The following is a 17,570-nucleotide window of genomic DNA, read 5'->3' on the forward strand; positions in this document are numbered from 1 at the left end:
ATGATCAAACTTATAGTGACAGATATGGATGGAACCTTTCTAAATAAAGAAGGTAAGATAGATGAAGACTTTTACCAATTAATTGAGGAGTTAAATAGAAGGGGAATAGTATTTGCCGTGGCTAGCGGAAGATTATATTCAACCTTAGACAAAGGTTTTCATAAAGTTAAAAACAAAATGATTTTTATGTGTAATAATGGTGCAGCTATACAATTTAATCATAATGGAGAGCTTTTATATCAATGTACCTTAGATAAGAATGAGGTTTTAGATATAGTTGAAGATTTAGATGAAGAAGGAGTAGAAATTATTATTTCCGATAAAGATAAAGTTTATATTGAAGAGCCTTCAAAAGAGCTTAGGGAGCTTTTAGTATGTGGAGATGCTCCTAGTGTAGAACTTAAAAGTTTTAAAGATTTACCTAATGATATACATAAGCTAAGCTACGCTCAACACATAGGAATTCAGAAGGATTTTGCAAATAAAATTCATGGAAAGTATAATGAGGGATATCATGTAGCAGTTTCTGGTAGAATATGGATGGATATAATGAATATAGAAGTTAGTAAGGGAAATGCAGTAACTATGATCCAAAAGAAGCTAGGCATAAAGGAAGAGGAGACCTTAATCTTTGGAGATTACTATAACGACATTTCTATGTTTAGTAAGGGATATTATAGTTATGCTATGAAAAATGCTCCTGAAGATGTAAAAAAACATGCTAGATTTGTTACTTCCTATGATAATAATGAAGGTGGAGTTATTAAAACAATTAAAGAATTGCTTAATATTAAATAATACAGGATGTAATACTTAACCATTAAAGTATTATAGTTAAAATACTAGTTTTATAATAACTAATAATTTTTTAATAAAATTTTATTCATTGTTTTTCTCTCCTTTTCTAAGGGGATATTATTAAATCTTGCAAACCTATTGTATTTCCTTAGGTTGAGAAGAGCAAGGTTCATATAACTTAACAGATTGAATTCATCAAATAAGGAGGTTTATATGGAAAAATTACTTATAACTGGGGCCAATGGCTTTTTTGCTTCAAGGTTTATAAATTACTATAAGGATAAGTATGAAATAATTCCTCTTACTAGCAAAGACTTAAACATAACAGAAGAAAAGAAAGTTATAGAAACTATAGGATTTTACAAACCACAATATGTTTTAAATACTGCCGCTATAGCAGCTACAAATACCTGTGAAGAGCAACCAGAGTTTTCAAGGAAAATCAATGTAGATGGTAGTGTAAATGTAGCAAAGGCTTGCAATCTTATAGGAGCTAAGATGATATATTTTAGTTCAGAACAAGTATATAATGGTAATATTGAAAAGGGACCTTATAGTGAAGAGATAATACCATTACCTAATACTAACTATGGTAGACAGAAATTACAGGGAGAAGCCCTGGTAAAAGAAGTTTTAGAGGAAGTATGGATTTTAAGATTTACGTGGTTATTTGGTTTCCCTGAAAGGATGGGTAAGAGTAGTTCTAATCTACTTTCAAATTTATTAAAGGCTATTTTAAAAGGGGAAAAGATTAGGGTGCCTCATAATGAATATAGAGGAATGACCTATATATATGATATACTAGATAATTTACCAAAGGTGTTTAAATCTCCTTATGATACATATAACTTTGGAAGTGAAAACAATTTAAGTACTTATGATGTAGCAAGAATTATGTTAAAAGCTATGGGAAGTGAAAAAAGAGAAAAAGATATTCTCATAAAAGATGAGGAAAGGTATAAAGATAATCCAAGGGATATAAGAATATGCAATAACAAGATAAGACAGTTCGGTATAGAGTTCGTAGATACTAGTGAGGCTGTAGAAAATTGCATAAAGGATTTTAGTTTATAATTAAAGTAACAGCATTGAAGTGAGCCCTTTTGCTTAAAAATAAATATATTTTATTATTAATTTATAGGTATTAAAAAAGAAATTGAGCCAACAGGATTATTTTAGGCTCAATTTCTTTTTATAAAAAATTGATATTTTGGGGCTAAATTTAGTTTTTTAAAAGATTAATTAAGTAATGTTTAGGGTGATAGACATTATATAAAATATTAATTATATAAGTAAAACTAATATTATAATATTTGTTTTTCACCTTTTACGAATACATCAATTAGGTTAAAGTCATCATCAATTATAAGTAAGTCTGCATCTTTAGAAGGCTCAATGCTTCCTTTTCTATCATATAGGCCTATATACTTGGCAGGATTTTCAGAAGTCATTTTTACGATTTCTGAAATAGAAGCATCTATATTTTTAATTACATTTTTAACAGATCCAATATAACTAAGTTCAAGATTTTTAACCTTTTCATAATCATATTTAGAAATTATCTCTTCAGTTCCATCATCAAATAAAAGTTTAACATTATCTCCATCAGGTATGAATTTACACTGTCTTATATAATGATAGAACTCTTGGTCCACATGAGCTAAACCTGAACAATCAGTGGTTAATATGATCTTCTCTGATCCTTTTAGCTTGAACACTATGTCAAAGGCTTCAGGTCTTACAGTAAGTCCAGTTTGTTTTGCGAATTCTACATATAGATCATCATAATATAATGCTGCTCCCACTACACCAGGTCTTCTATGATGGAAACCTCTCATACCGCTAAACAAATGGGTAAATCCACCTATACCACAGTCTTTACAATCTGATATGTCTTCAAAGTCTGCAGCACTATGACCTACAGAAACTTGAACATTATTATCTTTCATATATTTTATGAACTCTTTAGAGCCTTCAAGCTCAGGAGCTAAGGTTATTAATTTAATATTTTCTAATCCTGCTATTTTAGCAAAGTTATCAAAGATATCTTTGGAAGGGTTAATGCAATATTGTTCCTTTTGCATCCCTTTATATTCTTTGTTTATAAAAGGACCTTCTAAGTGAAATCCTAATATTTCAGCACCTTTTTTAGGATTCCAATTATCTAAAGCCTTCTTACCTTCGGATAATTGAAAAGATATTCTATCCAAAGAATCGGTTCCGCTAGTAGGTAAAAAGGAGGTAACTCCTGATTTTACTAGTTCTTTGCTCATGTTATTTACAGCAGACTCTGTACCTTGGAAAGTAAAAGAGCCTGTAGCCCAACCATGAATATGAATATCTATAAATCCAGGAATTATTACCTTATCGTCGTATCTTATAGCTGTATCTTCTTCAGATATAGAAGGTAGTATGTCTACTATTTTGCCTTCTTCTATTTTTAAATATCCTTTTTGAAAACCATTAGGTGTATAAATATTCTCTGAATATAAATACATAACATCACCTTCTTATTTATAATTTATTTTAAAACTAATAAGTCTTATTTACTTTCATTAAGTTATCTAATATAGCATTTCCTTTAGTAAGATTTACTCATGATATTTCCATATAATTAATGATAATCTGTGCTAAGGTATGTAAACCTAATCTAGATATTACATCATTATACTTGGTTTCAGAATCATCAGCAAAACAGAACATTTTATAATTAGCTAAGTTTTGTAGTGAATTGTTTGAGAATGAAGTTAATGCTATTACATCAACATTTTTAGTTCTTGCAACCTTAGCTATGGTTTTTATTTTGTCCGTTTCACCAGAGAGAGACATTATTAATAGTGATTCCCCTTCTGTTAGGTTCTCTCCTATTGTATCTAATAAGTTATGATCATTTATAAAAATTGATTTTACTTTTAATAAGGCTAATCTTGAACTTAATAAATCAGCTATAGGTTTTGAAGCCCCTCGGGCGATTATATAAACCACCTTAGAGGCTAAGATTACTTCAATTATTTTCTTTATGTTTTCTTCATTTTGCAAAGAAAGTGTTTTAGATATTTCGCTATAAATATTATTTAAGATATCTTTATAGGAAATAGGGGATTTTTGATTTTCTTTGCTGTTTACAAAGTCTTTTACATAATATCTAAGTTCGCTGTATCCATCAAAACCTAGCTTTTTACAAAAATTTATAATTGTAGTTTTTGAGGCATAAACCTTTTGAGCTAACTCCATAGCAGTTAGATAGAGGACATTTTCTGGGTTTTCAACTATGTATTCAACTATTTTTCTTTCTAAGTGTGTAAGTTCGTCGTATTTTTCCGTTATTTTGCTTAAATTCATTTAATTTATGCACCTCACATCTGTAACTCCTCATCTACAGCGTTTCTTATAAATTCTACATGTGGTCCAAAAACTATGTGAATATGAGTTTTTGAAGGGAAGAATATACCAGAGGTTCCTGAATCTTTAATTCTATTTTTATCTACTAACTGGACATCTTTTAAGTCTATTCTTAATCTAGTTACACAGTTGTCCACATTAGTAATATTAGATTTTCCTCCTAAAGCTTCCACTACTATACTTGCAATTTCATCATACTTTTTATCCTGAAGTAAGGAGTTATATTGAATATCTTCATCTTCACGTCCAGGAGTTGCTATATTCCACTTTTTAATAGCCCAGGTAAATACAAAATAGTATATTATAAATATTGGAATACCTACTATAAGTAAGTTATACCATTTTGTATCTTGGTACATTAAACCAAAGATAGCAAAGTCAAAAATTGTTCCTCTTATATAACCTACTGCTGTACCTAAGAAATATAGGGATACTCCTGCTACTCCTAGCATAACAGAGTGGAATAGGAATAACAATGGTGATATAAATAGGAATGAGAACTCTATAGGTTCTGTTACATTACCTAAAACTGCAGTAAGGACCATGGTCAAAATTATACCTTTTACATATTTTCTGTTTTTAGCATAAGCTGATTTGTACATTGCAAGTCCAATAGCTGGAACCATGAATAAGGTATTGATCATTTGAAGTTGCCCCATATATCTTGTTAAATCAGGCATAAGACTCCAGGCTTCACTAGTTGGACCAAGTTTAAATAATATATGATTTAATGCAGGCATTACACCTACGAAAGTTTGTCCATCAATAACATAGGAACCACCAGTAGGGGTAAACCTTATCATTGAATTCCAAACGTGATGCAATCCAAAAGGTATAAAAATTCTATTTAAGAATGGGAATAAGAATGTTCCCCAAACTTTATGTAATAATAATCTGGAAATTGAAACTAATGCTGCTGTCAAAGCTTGCCAGAAGAATGGTACTATTAAACCAACTATTAAAGTAACTCCAATAGAGATTATTGGAACAGATTTTTTACCACTAAAGAATGCAAAAGCTATAGGTAATTCTAGTTTATAGAACCTATCTGTAGTAAATGCTGCTATAAGTCCACTTATAATACCTCCAAGGGCATCTAATCTTAAAGTTTGAATCCCCAGCACCATGGCTTGACCTTTTGTAGCCATTTCTGCAGCAGGAGCCAGGTTTCCTGTTACATTAAGCCAGACGTTAACTGTAATATTAAGTATTATGTAAGATATAACAGAAGAAAATACCGCTATACCTTTTTCTTTTTTAGACATTCCATAGGCAACTCCCATGGCAAAGAGTAACGGAATGTTATTGAAAATTGAATTTGCAATATCCCTTAAACTAATCAAAGTAGTATTTACTGCTTTATTAGCTAAGAAAGGTAATTTGTCTATCATGTAGGGTTGAACAAAGGCTCCGGCTATACCTAATACCATCCCTACAGGAGCCATTACTGCTATTGGAAGAAGCAAGGATCTACCAAATCTTTGAACTTCCTCATTGAATTTTTTCTTTTTAGACATTAAAACACCCCTTTTTTATTAAATAGATATATCCCATAACTAATATCACATAAAATCATTAGCACTGCAATTGTTTACACAAAATTAAGACCATATAATGTAGAATTTATAATGGTAAATATTTATGACTAAAGTCAAAAAAAGATGAAATCACCTTTTATATTTAGATAAGCCACATATTTCATCATAAAACAATTATAGCTAAAACATAAGATAAATATACTATGAGTCTAAGCTTATCCTTGATATATATGATAAAGAAATACATGTGTAAAGGCATTACTTCACATAATGAATAGAAAATCTTAAATGACAAAGAATAAATGGTGAGTATAGTTTGAGAGAGGTGTTGTTATGAAAGTTACTAATTTAGATGAACTAAAAATTAAAATTGATTCTATAAGAGAAGCTCAAAAAAAGTTTGCAACTTATAGTCAAGAGCAGGTAGATGACATATTTAGACAGGCTGCTATGGCCACAAATAATGCTAGGATTAAGCTAGCAAAGATGGCAGTAGAAGAAACAGGTATGGGCATAGTAGAGGATAAGGTGATTAAAAATCACTTTGCTTCAGAATACATATACAATAAATATAAGGATGATAAAACCTGTGGAGTTATAGAAAGGGATCTTAGTTTTGGTATAACTAAGATAGCCGAACCTATAGGGGTTATTGCAGCTATAGTTCCTACTACAAATCCTACAGCCACAGCTATATTTAAAGCATTAATAGCGCTAAAAACTAGAAATGGAATTATATTTTCGCCTCATCCAAGGGCTAAAAACTCCACCATTGAAGCTGCCAGAATAGTTTTGGAGGCTGCAGTAAAGGCAGGGGCTCCGGAAGGAATAATTGGATGGATAGATGAGCCTTCTGTGGAACTATCCCAAGCTGTAATGTCTAGTAGCGATATAATTTTAGCTACAGGAGGTCCTGGAATGGTTAGGGCAGCTTATTCCTCTGGCAGACCAGCCATTGGGGTAGGAGCAGGAAACACACCGGCTATAATAGATGAAACAGCGCATTTAAAGATGGCAGTAAGCTCTATATTACTTTCAAAAACCTTTGATAATGGAGTTATCTGTGCTTCGGAACAGTCTGTAATAGTATTAGATAAGGTGTATGAAGAAGTAAGAAATGAGTTTAAAGAAAGAGGAGCCTATATACTAGAAGGGGATGAAGTTCAAAAGGTTAGAGAGATAATACTGAAAAACGGCAATTTAAATGCAGATATAGTTGGTCAATCAGCTCATAAAATAGCCGCTATGGCAGGTGTGAGTGTACCCGAACATAGCAAGGTTTTAATAGGGGAAGTAGATTCTGTTGAGCTGGAAGAACCCTTTTCCCATGAAAAGCTTTCTCCTATATTGGCTATGTATAGGGTGAAAGATTTTAAAGAGGCTCTTAATAAAGCAACAAGACTTATAGAACTTGGAGGATTTGGGCATACTTCCGTGTTATATACAAATCAAGTAAAATCTAAAGATAGAATAGAAAAATTTGGGAAAGCTATGAAAACAGGAAGAACCATAGTTAATATGCCTTCTTCCCAAGGGGCTATTGGAGATATATATAACTTTAGACTAGCACCTTCATTAACTCTCGGATGTGGTTCCTGGGGTGGCAATTCTGTATCCGAAAATGTGGGACCAAAGCACCTTATTAATGTTAAGAGCTTAGCAGAGAGGAGAGAGAATATGCTTTGGTTTAGAGTACCTGAAAAAATATACTTTAAATATGGATGCTTACCAGTGGCGCTAAGAGAATTAAAAGAAATGCATAAGAAAAAAGCCTTTATTGTTACAGATAAAGTGCTTTATGATTTAGGATTTATAGAAGAGGTAATAAGAGTATTAGAAGATATAGAAATAGATTATAAAGTATATTTTGACGTAGAACCAGATCCAACACTAGCCACAGCAAGAAAAGGTGCAGATGAGATGCATAAATTTAAACCAGATGTAATAATAGCCGTAGGAGGCGGGTCTCCTATGGATGCAGCAAAAATAATGTGGGTACTTTATGAACATCCAGATGTAAAATTTGAAGATTTAGCTATGAGATTTATGGATATAAGAAAAAGAGTATACACCTTCCCTAAAATGGGAGAAAAGGCTATGATGGTGTCAATACCAACCTCAGCAGGAACTGGATCAGAGGTTACTCCTTTTGCAGTAATAACTGATGAAACAACAAAGCTTAAATATCCTCTTGCAGATTATGAGCTAACTCCAAATATGGCTATAGTAGACGCTGAACTTATGATGAAAATGCCAAGAGGACTTACAGCGGCTTCGGGTATAGATGCTTTAACTCATGCTATAGAAGCTTATGTTTCCGTATTAGCTTCAGAGTACACCAATGGATTAGCATTAGAATCTATGAGACTTATATTTAAATACTTACCAGAGGCTTATGATAATGGAGGAGATAATATAAAGGCTAGGGAAAAAATGGCTCATGCAGCTACTATGGCTGGTATGGCCTTTGCTAATGCTTTTTTAGGAGTATGTCACTCTATGGCTCATAAGCTAGGAGCAAGACATAATATTCCTCATGGGATTGCTAATGGACTTTTAATAGAAGAAGTAATAAGATTTAATGCAGTGGATAACCCTATGAAACAGACTGCATTTCCACAATATAAGTACCCTAACGCAAAATGGAGATACGCGCAAATTGCTGATTATTTAAGATTAGGTGGTAAAGATGAGGAGGAAAAAGTGGAATTGCTTATAAAAGCTATAAATGATCTTAAGAATAGAGTAAACATACCTAAAACTATTGAAGAGGCAGGAGTAAGTAAAGAAAAATTTTATAGTACTTTAGATTTAATGTGTGAAGAGGCTTTTGATGATCAATGTACAGGAGCAAATCCAAGATATCCACTTATAGAGGAAATAAAGCGAATGTATACCAATGCTTTCAATGGAAGTTTTAAAGAGGTTTAATTTTAAGAACAAATAAAAAGTTGAAAAGGCCACACATGGCCTTTTTAATATTTGATTTTAAATCCTTTTTCCTGAGAGATTAAATCTATCATATTTATATCAATATTTTCAATGCTAGAAAAGCCGTTACCTTTTCTTATAAGGGTTATAAAATTTGCAATATTGTCCTCCAGACCCTGAACTTCAATTTCTACGTCGCCATTATACAAATTTTTTACCCAACCTGTAACGCTAGTTTTTTCCGCGGCATGCTGAGTTATATATCTAAATCCTACACCTTGAACTCTACCTGCTACTAAAAGATGATACCTATACATAATGCCACCTCACTTTATAAATAATTATAGAAATTTACTATTAATTTTACCATTTTTAAAACTACTATACAATTAAATGCTTGTTAACTTGAGAGTATATGTTATAAATGATATAATAAGCCTATATTTATTTAAAAGTATATGAAGGGAGGATATTTATTTTTATGGATTTAAAATTAGAGTGTTGTGTTGGTAATTATAAGGAAGCTAAAAGAGCAAATGATTTAGGAGCTCATAGGATAGAGTTGTGTGATAACCTTTTAGAAGGAGGAACTACACCAAGCTTAGGCACTATCTCTATGGCAAAAGAAAAATTGGATTCAGAGATTATGGTAATTATAAGACCTAGAGGTGGAGATTTTAATTACAACATTGATGAATTTGAAATAATGAAAAAAGATATATTGCATTGTAAAAACATAGGAGTAACAGGTGTTGTATTAGGTATATTAAATGATGATAATGAAATAGATTTAGAAAGAACGAGAACATTAGTAGATATGGCAAAACCTATGGAAATAACATTTCACATGGCTTTTGACGATATAAAGGATAAGAAAAAGGCTATTGATCAGTTAGTAGATTTAAAAATAGATAGAGTACTAACAAAAGGTGGAGCTGAAAACGCAATTGCAGGTAAGGAATGCATAAAAGAACTAATAGAATATGCTGAAAATAGAATAATAATTATGCCGGGTGGGGGAGTTACAAAACATAATTACGAAGATTTGTCAAAGTATACAGGAGCTAAAGAGCTACATGGAACTAAAATTTTATAAAAATTTATAAAGGTACTTGAATTTAATTTAAAAATACGATATGATTATTAGATGAAAGCGGTAACATAACTACAGGTCTTTTGCTTAAAAGATGCTCCTGTGGAATGAGATATATCAAGGCTTTAGTGCATGTTTGTACTTAAGTTTTAACTATTGCCTGCTTTGATATCGTATTCAGATTGCTTCCTAGAATATTAAAGGAGGGTTAAAATGGCAGTTACAATAAGCGATATAGCCCAAAAGGCAGGGGTATCATTAGCTACTGTATCAAGAGTTCTAAATGATTCTGGTTATGTAAAAGAAGAAACTAGAGAAAAAGTGTTAAAAGTTATAAAAGAGCTAAACTATACTCCAAGTGCTATAGCAAGAAGTCTATCGAAAAATAAAACTAATACTGTAGGAGTTATTGTACCAGAAATAACAAACCCATTTTTTGGAGAAGTTATTAAGGGAATAACTCAAGTTGCTGAAGAAAATGGGCTAAACATAATTTTATGTGATACTGATGAAAGTAAGGAAAAAGAACTAAAGGCTTTAAAAGTTTTAACAGAACAAAGGATTCAAGGTATAATTATTACGCCAACCTCTGCGGAAGATGAGTTTAATAGTGAATACCTTAAAACCTTAGAAAACATGGGAATACCTATAGTTCTAGTAGATGGAAATGTTAAATATACCACTTTTAATGGAGTTTTTGTGGACAACATAAAAGGATCTTATGAAGCCACTGAAGCACTTATAAAAGAAGGACATAGAAAAATAGGTATAATTACAGGACGTATGAATTCTAAACCAGCAAAAGACAGATATTTAGGATACCAAAAGGCATTATTGATGAATAATATTCCTTTAGATGACAAGTATGTATTCTATGGGGATTATAAGGAGAGTACCTCTTATAATTTAACCAAGAATATACTAAAAATGGACGACAGACCTACAGCTATTTTTGTCTGTAGTAATATGATGACCCTTGGATGTCTTAAGGCTTTATATGAAGATAGAATAAATATACCAAATGATATTGCTTTAGTGACCTTTGACAGAATAGAAATATTGAACATATTAGGATTTAATATAAGCTATGTAAATGGACCTTCGGTAGAGATGGGTAAGTTAGGAATGCAAATGCTGGTTGATATATTAAATAATAAAAATAAAAATGAAATAAGAAGAATTACATTATTACCAGATTTAGTTTTAAAGGGCTCTGAAAAGTATGGTAGTGATGAAAGTGATAGTATTGAATAAATTTTATAATTAGGCTTAAAATATGAAAGTAGTGTTTTGGGTTTTCAAAAGACTTCTTTTGAAAATCCAAATTTGATTTTTATAGATTGAAAAAAGTTTGTTGGCTTTATAGAAGCGCTGGAAGCGCTTACAAATATTTTATAAGGATTCTTTGATTTATTTTAGGAGGTATATGTATGATAGAAAGAGTTATATGGATAGTTTTGGATAGCGTAGGAATGGGAGCTTTACCAGATGCAAATAAATATGGAGACGAGATGTCAAATACTATAGGAAATGTATCCGAAGCAGTAGGTGGACTAAATCTTCCTAATATGGAGAAACTAGGACTTGGAAACATAGATGGGATGAAAGGGGTAAAACCCTATGAAAATGCCATAGGATGTTATGCAAGATTTCAAGAAATGTCTAATGGTAAGGATACAACTACTGGACACTGGGAAATGGGAGGAGTTCATTTAAAACAAGCATTTCCAACTTACCCAAATGGATTTCCAAGTGAAATAATCAATGAATTTGAAAGCCTAACTGGAAGAGGAGTTATAGGAAATAAGCCAGCTTCAGGTACAGCTATACTTGATGAATTAGGAGAAGAGCATATAAAGACAGGAAAGATTATTGTATATACTTCTGCAGATAGTGTTTTTCAAATAGCTGCTCACGAGGATGTAGTTCCTCTAGAAGAATTATATAAAATGTGTGAAATAGCAAGAGCTATGCTAAAAGATGAACATGCAGTAGCTAGGGTTATAGCAAGACCTTTTATAGGAGATGTAGGAAACTTCGTAAGAACACCAAACAGGAGAGACTTTTCATTAATACCACCTCATGACACAGTTCTTGATGGGTTAAAAAACAGTGGATCAAATGTTATGGCTGTAGGTAAAATAGAAGACATATTTTGCGGAAGAGGTGTTACTGAAGCAGTACATACAAAAGACAATATGGATGGAGTAGACAAAACTTTAGAGTATATTAGAAGTGATAAAAAAGGACTTATATTTACTAACCTTGTAGATTTTGATATGAAATGGGGTCATAGAAATGACTTTAAAGCCTATGGAAAGGGACTAGAAGAATTTGATTCTAGGGTTGCAGAAATATTAAAGGAAATGAAGGATAGTGATATATTATTTATAACAGCAGATCATGGATGTGATCCTACTGTTCCTGGAACAGATCACACAAGGGAATACGTTCCATTTTTAGCTTATGGTAAAGCATTAAAAGAAAATGTTAATATGGGAACAAGAAAAGGTTTTTATGATATGGGTCAAACTATAGCAGAAATATTTAATCTAGAAAAAGTTAAAAATGGAGAAAGTTTCCTAAAAGAAATAGTGAAATAATTTTAATATAATGACTAATATTCTAAATTCAGGAGGTAGTAAAAATGGATTTAATGACAAGATTAAAGGAAGCAGCTAGTTATATTAAGGAAAAAAGTAATTATAAACCAGAAATTGCTCTTATATTAGGATCAGGACTTGGAGCTATAGCAGATAAAATAGAAGATGCTGAAAGCTATCCATACTCTGAAATACCACATTTCCCTGTGTCCACTGTACAAGGCCATGCAGGAAGATTGGTTATAGGTAAACTTCAAGGGAAAATTGTAGTAGCTATGCAAGGAAGATTCCATTATTATGAAGGGTATACTATGCAAGATGTTACTTTCCCAGTAAGAGTTATGAAACTATTAGGAGTAGAAAAATTAATAGTTACTAATGCAGCAGGGGCAGTAAATAAAGAGTTCAAACCAGGAGATTTAATGCTTATTAATGATCATATAAACTTTTCAGGAGCTAACCCATTAATAGGAAAGAACTTAGATGAGTTTGGAGCAAGATTCCCAGATATGTCAAATCCTTATGATAAGGATTTAAGAGAAAAGGTTAAGTCTATAGCAAAATCCATTAACGTTGAACTTAAAGAGGGAGTATACACTTTATTTAGTGGTCCTACTTACGAAACACCAGCAGAGGTCAGAATGGCTAGAATATTAGGTGGAGATGCAGTAGGTATGTCAACAGTACCAGAAGTTATTATTGCAAATCATAGTGGAATGAAGGTTATAGGAGTTTCTTGCCTAACAAATATGGCAGCTGGTATACTAGAGCAACCATTAAACCATGAAGAAGTAATGGAAACTTCTGCTATGGCTAGAGAGAAATTTATTAAATTAATGGAAAACATAATAAAAAATCTATAAGAAAGGATATAAGGGATAGTTTATGAGAATGTATGATATTATAACTAAAAAGAGAAATGGTGAAGAATTAACAAAGGAAGAAATTAGATTTTTTGTTGAAGGATATACTAAAGGAGAAATCCCAGATTATCAAGTTTCAGCATTAATGATGGCTATATACTTTCAAAAGATGAATATGAAAGAAACGTCAGAACTTACAATGGCTATGGTGGAAAGTGGAGAAATTATAGACCTTTCTAAAATAGAAGGAATAAAAGTTGATAAACATAGTACTGGTGGAGTAGGGGATACTACTACATTAATATTAGGACCTATGGTAGCTGCCGTAGGAGTTCCAGTTGCTAAGATGTCAGGAAGGGGACTTGGACACACTGGCGGTACTTTAGATAAATTAGAAGCTTTTCCAGGGTTCTCAATAGATATGCCCATTGAAAAATTTATTAATAATGTTAATGATAAAAAGATTGCCATAGCAGGTCAAACTGCAAACTTAGCTCCAGCAGATAAAAAGTTATATGCTTTACGTGATGTTACAGGAACTGTAGATAACATGTCACTTATTGCAGGCAGTATAATGAGTAAAAAAATAGCTTCCGGTGCAGACGCTATAGTTTTAGATATTAAAACTGGTAGTGGAGCTTTCATGAAAGACGAAGATAGCGCCTTTGAATTAGCAAAAGAAATGGTTGATATAGGAACTCATGTAGGTAGAAATACCATGGGAGTAATAACAGATATGGATCAACCTTTAGGATTTGCAGTAGGTAATGCCCTAGAAGTTATAGAAGCTATAGATACATTAAAGGGACATGGTCCAGAAGATTTAACTGAATTATGTTTAACCTTAGGGTCTCATATGCTTGTTCTTGGTGGAAAAGCAAATAGTTCTGAAGAAGCAAGAGAAATTCTTAAAGAGGGACTAAAATCAGGTAAAGCTTTAGCAAAGCTTAAAGAGTTAGTAGAGGCTCAAGGTGGAGATGGAAGATTCGTTGAAGATCAAGAATTATTCCCAAAACCATCTATAATAGAACCAGTACTAGCTAAGGAAGATGGATATATAAAATCCATAAAAGCAGATGATATAGGTATAGCAGCTTTAGTTCTAGGAGCTGGAAGAGAAACAAAAGAAAGTGAAATAGACTTATCTGTAGGAATAATGCTTCATAAAAAGATAGGTGATTTCGTTAAAAAGGGTGAGGCTATAGCTACTATATATGCAAATGATGACAGCAAGAGAGTGCAATCTGAAGAAAAGATATTAAAAGCTTATAGTATAGTAAAAGAAAAAGTAGAGAAAAAGCCACTTATAAAAGGTATAGTTACAAAGGATGGTATTAAAAAGTTCTAGGATAACTTTTAATAAATAACTTCGTATATATAAGGATTAGTTTTGACTTAGTTTCAAAACTAATCCTTTATTTTACTTAGTGATAAATATTAGATATACTAAAACTTAAGTGAAATTTAGTTGTAACTATTTACACCTTAACTAAATTCCAACTTAAGGTAAATTTCACTTGGTGAGGGATCAATATTAATCATATTATTGGGGTAGAAAATTAATAGTAAAGAATGTTTAATGGTATTTGATGATTTAGGGATGGAGGAGAAGAGGATTTGGATAAGAGTAAACTTATAAATTGGATATTGCTGATTTTAGGTGCAATATTTATGGCCTATGGTGTAGGTATAAGCTTTATAGTAAATGGCATTGCAAAGGCTATAATGATAATGGGGGCAGTTTTAATAGCTTTAAGTCTTTTTAAAAGCCTTGGTAAGAGACATTTAATAATAAAGCATTTTAATAGAATAGATAAGGTAATAAATGTTTTAGTTATTTTATCTTTTATATCAGTGTTTATTATAGAAGGCGCTATAGTATACGGGAGCTTTGAAAAAAATAAAGGAAAAACAGATTACATACTAGTTTTAGGAGCAGGATTATGGGGAGATGCTCCTTCAGATACTTTAATTAGAAGACTAGAAGGGGCTGTAGAGTTATCGGAAATTAATAAGGATAGCATAATTTTAGTATCAGGTGGACAAGGACCTGGTGAAACTGTTACAGAAGCAGAGGCTATGGAAAAATATCTTATGGCTAAGGGCGTAGATAAAAAGAGAATAGTAAGAGAGGAAAAGGCCACTAATACTATGGGAAATATGAACTTTTCAAAGGAAATTATGGATGAACTTTGGAGGGAGAAAGAAGAATACAATGTAACAATAATAACTAGTAATTTTCATATTTTCAGATCAAAACTACTAGCCAAAAGGGCTGGAATGAATGTACAAGCTTATTCTGTAGCAGTAAAAAAGCCTATAGAGCCAGCGTACTATATTAGAGAGTATTTTGCTCTTATTAAGTCCTATATTTTTGATAGGTAGATTTATAAAGAAATTAAAAATATCTTTGTTTAAAATATAAAGATGATTAGTGTATCTTTATATTATTTTGTATATTATTTTGTAATTTCCTATGAAAAATTTAAATTAGGTTAATAAGGTTAATTTAAAGCAAGTTTTGTATTATAATAATTATTAATTGGGTATTAACTTATTTATTTAGAAGAATAATTAAAAGCCATGAACTATATTTAATAAGTTAGTTATAATAAATTCTATTAGTTCATTAGAATAATTTAGAGAAATAAAACTAACATAGGAGGAAAAAATATGAAAAATATAGCTTGTTTTGATGTAGGTGGAACTTTCATTAAGTATGCTTTAATAAACTCAGAGGGAAACATTATTTTAAAGGATAAATTTCCTTCTCCAAAAGAGAACTGTAGAGAAAACATACCTATGGAAATGGTAAATAAAATAAAAGAATTTCAAAAACAATATAATGTAGATAAAGTAGGTATAAGTACTGCAGGACAAGTAGACTCTAAAAAAGGTGAAATAGTATTTGCCTCAGCAAATTTACCTGAATACACTGGTGCAAAACTAGCAGAATACATTAAAAGAGAACTTAATATAGAAGCTTTTATTGAAAATGATGTAAATGCTGCAGCCTTAGGTGAGAAGTGGAAGGGTGCAGGAAAGCATAGAGAAGACTTTGTATGTGTAACTTTAGGCACAGGTATAGGTGGAGCTATAATAATAAATGGGAAGTTATATAAAGGAGTTAGCGGAAGTGCAGGAGAGATAGGACATACTATAATAAATGAAGGTGGAGAAAAATGTAATTGTGGTTGTAATGGATGTTATGAAAGATACGCATCTACTTCTGCTTTTGTAAGACAATATATAGAAAAAGCAAAGACTTGTGGTATCGAAGTAATAGAACACATTGATGGGGAAAAGATAATGGATTTAGTGCATAATGGGGACAAGATAGCCCAAGAAGTATATGATGAGTTTTTAAATCATGTGGCTAATGGTTTAGTTAATGTTACACATATATTAGATCCAGGTGTTATAGTTGTAGGCGGTGGAATATCTGCTCAAGGAGAGGAATTCTTTGAAGCTTTAAAGAAGAAATTTAAAGAAAGAGCTATGGATTCTTATGCAGAACATACTAGTATAATACCTGCACAGCTTGCTAATGATGCAGGTATATATGGAGCTTGCTATATAGCATTAGAGGAATTAAGGTAGGTTTTGGAGGAAATAATGAAAAAAGATTCTAATCCAATATATAAAAACATTGCCTTAGACTTAGCAAATAAAATAATAAAAGGTGAATGGCAGGTTGGAGAAAGGATAAGTGGTAGATCTACCCTGGCAGGTATATACAACGTATCTCCAGAGACTATAAGAAGAGCCATAGCTCTTTTAGAAGGAATGGATGTGGTTTCTAGCATAAGGGGAAGCGGGATTAAAGTTATGTCTTTATCTGCAGCAGAAAAATTTATATCTAGAAATAATGATAATGAGCATATAAAAGCTGCTAAGGAAAATGTTTTTAATATAATTAATGAAAAGAAAAAATTAGATAAAGAGTTAGAAGAAAACTTAAATAAAATCTCTGATTTCATAGAGAGATTTAATAATATATCACCCTTTTTACTTATCGAAGTAAATATAAAAGATAATTGCAAGGTTTTAGGCAAAAAGGTTAATGAAATACAGCTGTGGCAACATACAAGAGCCACTATAATAGCATATAGAAGAGAAGGCAACACTGTAGTATCACCAGGACCAGATTATATTTTTACTACGGGAGATACTATAGTTGTTATAGGAAATGACGAGGTATATGATAAGGTTTGTGACTTTATTTATAACTAGAATTTTCCATAAAAACTACATATAATCTATAAAAACAAAGTTTCTGTGAATGATAGTTTACAGAAACTTTACATTTTTAAACCTTTTCACATTTTTAAAAGTAACAACT

General features: G+C 31.6%; 15 protein-coding genes. 11 read left to right on the forward strand and 4 right to left on the reverse strand.

The annotated features are described in order from the left end of the window. Together KQI89_RS00530 and KQI89_RS00535 are read left to right on the forward strand one after the other, a co-directional pair. Positions 1–798, forward strand: coding sequence for an HAD family hydrolase (locus KQI89_RS00530; RefSeq protein WP_216455487.1), 798 nt, complete (start codon positions 1–3; stop codon positions 796–798). 213 nt (positions 799–1,011) lie between these two features. Then, a complete protein-coding gene (locus tag KQI89_RS00535) occupies positions 1,012–1,872 on the forward strand; it encodes an SDR family oxidoreductase (RefSeq protein ID WP_216455488.1) in 861 nt (286 codons plus the stop codon). A gap of 230 nt (positions 1,873–2,102) precedes the next feature. On the opposite strand, the gene nagA is transcribed toward KQI89_RS00535, so the two are convergent. The 3 genes from nagA to KQI89_RS00550 all read right to left on the reverse strand — a co-directional run bounded on the left by nagA (position 2,103) and on the right by KQI89_RS00550 (position 5,717). Next, a complete protein-coding gene (nagA, locus tag KQI89_RS00540; RefSeq protein WP_216455489.1) occupies positions 2,103–3,296 on the reverse strand; it encodes an N-acetylglucosamine-6-phosphate deacetylase in 1,194 nt (397 codons plus the stop codon). A gap of 97 nt (positions 3,297–3,393) precedes the next feature. Beyond that, on the reverse strand, positions 3,394–4,140 hold the full coding sequence (locus tag KQI89_RS00545) for a MurR/RpiR family transcriptional regulator (RefSeq protein WP_032121241.1): 747 nt from the start codon (positions 4,138–4,140) through the stop codon (positions 3,394–3,396). Positions 4,141–4,154: 14 nt separating this feature from the next. Further along, positions 4,155–5,717, reverse strand: coding sequence for a PTS transporter subunit EIIC (locus tag KQI89_RS00550; protein ID WP_216455490.1), 1,563 nt, complete (start codon positions 5,715–5,717; stop codon positions 4,155–4,157). Between the two features lie 354 nt (positions 5,718–6,071). Here KQI89_RS00550 and adhE point away from each other — a divergent pair, with 354 nt between their 5' ends. Next, entirely contained in the window at positions 6,072–8,669 is a 2,598-nt protein-coding gene (gene adhE / locus KQI89_RS00555) for a bifunctional acetaldehyde-CoA/alcohol dehydrogenase (RefSeq protein ID WP_216455491.1), read from the forward strand. 44 nt (positions 8,670–8,713) lie between these two features. Here adhE and KQI89_RS00560 read toward each other — a convergent pair whose 3' ends face one another. Beyond that, the gene (locus KQI89_RS00560; protein ID WP_216455492.1) at positions 8,714–8,986 is read right to left on the reverse strand and encodes an acylphosphatase; all 273 of its coding nucleotides are present in this window, start codon (positions 8,984–8,986) and stop codon (positions 8,714–8,716) included. A gap of 164 nt (positions 8,987–9,150) precedes the next feature. Between KQI89_RS00560 and KQI89_RS00565 the strand changes: the two genes are divergently transcribed. The 8 genes from KQI89_RS00565 to KQI89_RS00600 all read left to right on the forward strand — a co-directional run bounded on the left by KQI89_RS00565 (position 9,151) and on the right by KQI89_RS00600 (position 17,461). Then, a complete protein-coding gene (locus KQI89_RS00565) occupies positions 9,151–9,765 on the forward strand; it encodes a copper homeostasis protein CutC (protein ID WP_216455493.1) in 615 nt (204 codons plus the stop codon). Between the two features lie 210 nt (positions 9,766–9,975). Continuing rightward, a complete protein-coding gene (locus KQI89_RS00570; RefSeq protein ID WP_216455494.1) occupies positions 9,976–11,016 on the forward strand; it encodes a LacI family DNA-binding transcriptional regulator in 1,041 nt (346 codons plus the stop codon). 176 nt (positions 11,017–11,192) lie between these two features. Beyond that, complete coding sequence (locus KQI89_RS00575) at positions 11,193–12,365, forward strand: phosphopentomutase (protein WP_216455495.1); 1,173 nt, start codon at positions 11,193–11,195, stop codon at positions 12,363–12,365. Between the two features lie 44 nt (positions 12,366–12,409). Then, positions 12,410–13,228 (forward strand): purine-nucleoside phosphorylase, encoded by an 819-nt coding sequence (locus KQI89_RS00580; RefSeq protein WP_032121248.1) that lies wholly within the window; start codon positions 12,410–12,412, stop codon positions 13,226–13,228. Between the two features lie 22 nt (positions 13,229–13,250). Then, positions 13,251–14,576 carry a pyrimidine-nucleoside phosphorylase gene (locus tag KQI89_RS00585; RefSeq protein ID WP_032121249.1) on the forward strand — a complete coding sequence of 442 codons (1,326 nt, stop codon included), beginning with the start codon at positions 13,251–13,253 and terminating at the stop codon, positions 14,574–14,576. A gap of 269 nt (positions 14,577–14,845) precedes the next feature. Continuing rightward, a complete protein-coding gene (locus tag KQI89_RS00590) occupies positions 14,846–15,613 on the forward strand; it encodes a YdcF family protein (protein ID WP_216455496.1) in 768 nt (255 codons plus the stop codon). Positions 15,614–15,901: 288 nt separating this feature from the next. After that, positions 15,902–16,828, forward strand: a complete 927-nt coding sequence (locus tag KQI89_RS00595; protein ID WP_216455497.1) for an ROK family protein — start codon at positions 15,902–15,904, stop codon at positions 16,826–16,828. A gap of 15 nt (positions 16,829–16,843) precedes the next feature. Beyond that, positions 16,844–17,461, forward strand: coding sequence for a TrkA C-terminal domain-containing protein (locus tag KQI89_RS00600; RefSeq protein ID WP_032121252.1), 618 nt, complete (start codon positions 16,844–16,846; stop codon positions 17,459–17,461). Positions 17,462–17,570 lie beyond the last annotated feature (109 nt).

This window comes from Clostridium simiarum, assembly GCF_018919175.1.
Classification (GTDB): Bacteria; Bacillota; Clostridia; order Clostridiales; family Clostridiaceae; genus Clostridium_L; species Clostridium_L simiarum.

Bases quoted from the DNA above. Each gene is read 5' to 3' on its own strand.
- KQI89_RS00530 (WP_216455487.1), top strand. From the start codon at position 1: ATGATCAAACTTATAGTGACAGATATGGATGGAACCTTTCTAAATAAA.
- KQI89_RS00535 (WP_216455488.1), top strand. From the start codon at position 1,012: ATGGAAAAATTACTTATAACTGGGGCCAATGGCTTTTTTGCTTCAAGG.
- nagA (WP_216455489.1), bottom strand. From the start codon at position 3,296: ATGTATTTATATTCAGAGAATATTTATACACCTAATGGTTTTCAAAAA.
- KQI89_RS00545 (WP_032121241.1), bottom strand. From the start codon at position 4,140: ATGAATTTAAGCAAAATAACGGAAAAATACGACGAACTTACACACTTA.
- KQI89_RS00550 (WP_216455490.1), bottom strand. From the start codon at position 5,717: ATGTCTAAAAAGAAAAAATTCAATGAGGAAGTTCAAAGATTTGGTAGA.
- adhE (WP_216455491.1), top strand. From the start codon at position 6,072: ATGAAAGTTACTAATTTAGATGAACTAAAAATTAAAATTGATTCTATA.
- KQI89_RS00560 (WP_216455492.1), bottom strand. From the start codon at position 8,986: ATGTATAGGTATCATCTTTTAGTAGCAGGTAGAGTTCAAGGTGTAGGA.
- KQI89_RS00565 (WP_216455493.1), top strand. From the start codon at position 9,151: ATGGATTTAAAATTAGAGTGTTGTGTTGGTAATTATAAGGAAGCTAAA.
- KQI89_RS00570 (WP_216455494.1), top strand. From the start codon at position 9,976: ATGGCAGTTACAATAAGCGATATAGCCCAAAAGGCAGGGGTATCATTA.
- KQI89_RS00575 (WP_216455495.1), top strand. From the start codon at position 11,193: ATGATAGAAAGAGTTATATGGATAGTTTTGGATAGCGTAGGAATGGGA.
- KQI89_RS00580 (WP_032121248.1), top strand. From the start codon at position 12,410: ATGGATTTAATGACAAGATTAAAGGAAGCAGCTAGTTATATTAAGGAA.
- KQI89_RS00585 (WP_032121249.1), top strand. From the start codon at position 13,251: ATGAGAATGTATGATATTATAACTAAAAAGAGAAATGGTGAAGAATTA.
- KQI89_RS00595 (WP_216455497.1), top strand. From the start codon at position 15,902: ATGAAAAATATAGCTTGTTTTGATGTAGGTGGAACTTTCATTAAGTAT.
- KQI89_RS00600 (WP_032121252.1), top strand. From the start codon at position 16,844: ATGAAAAAAGATTCTAATCCAATATATAAAAACATTGCCTTAGACTTA.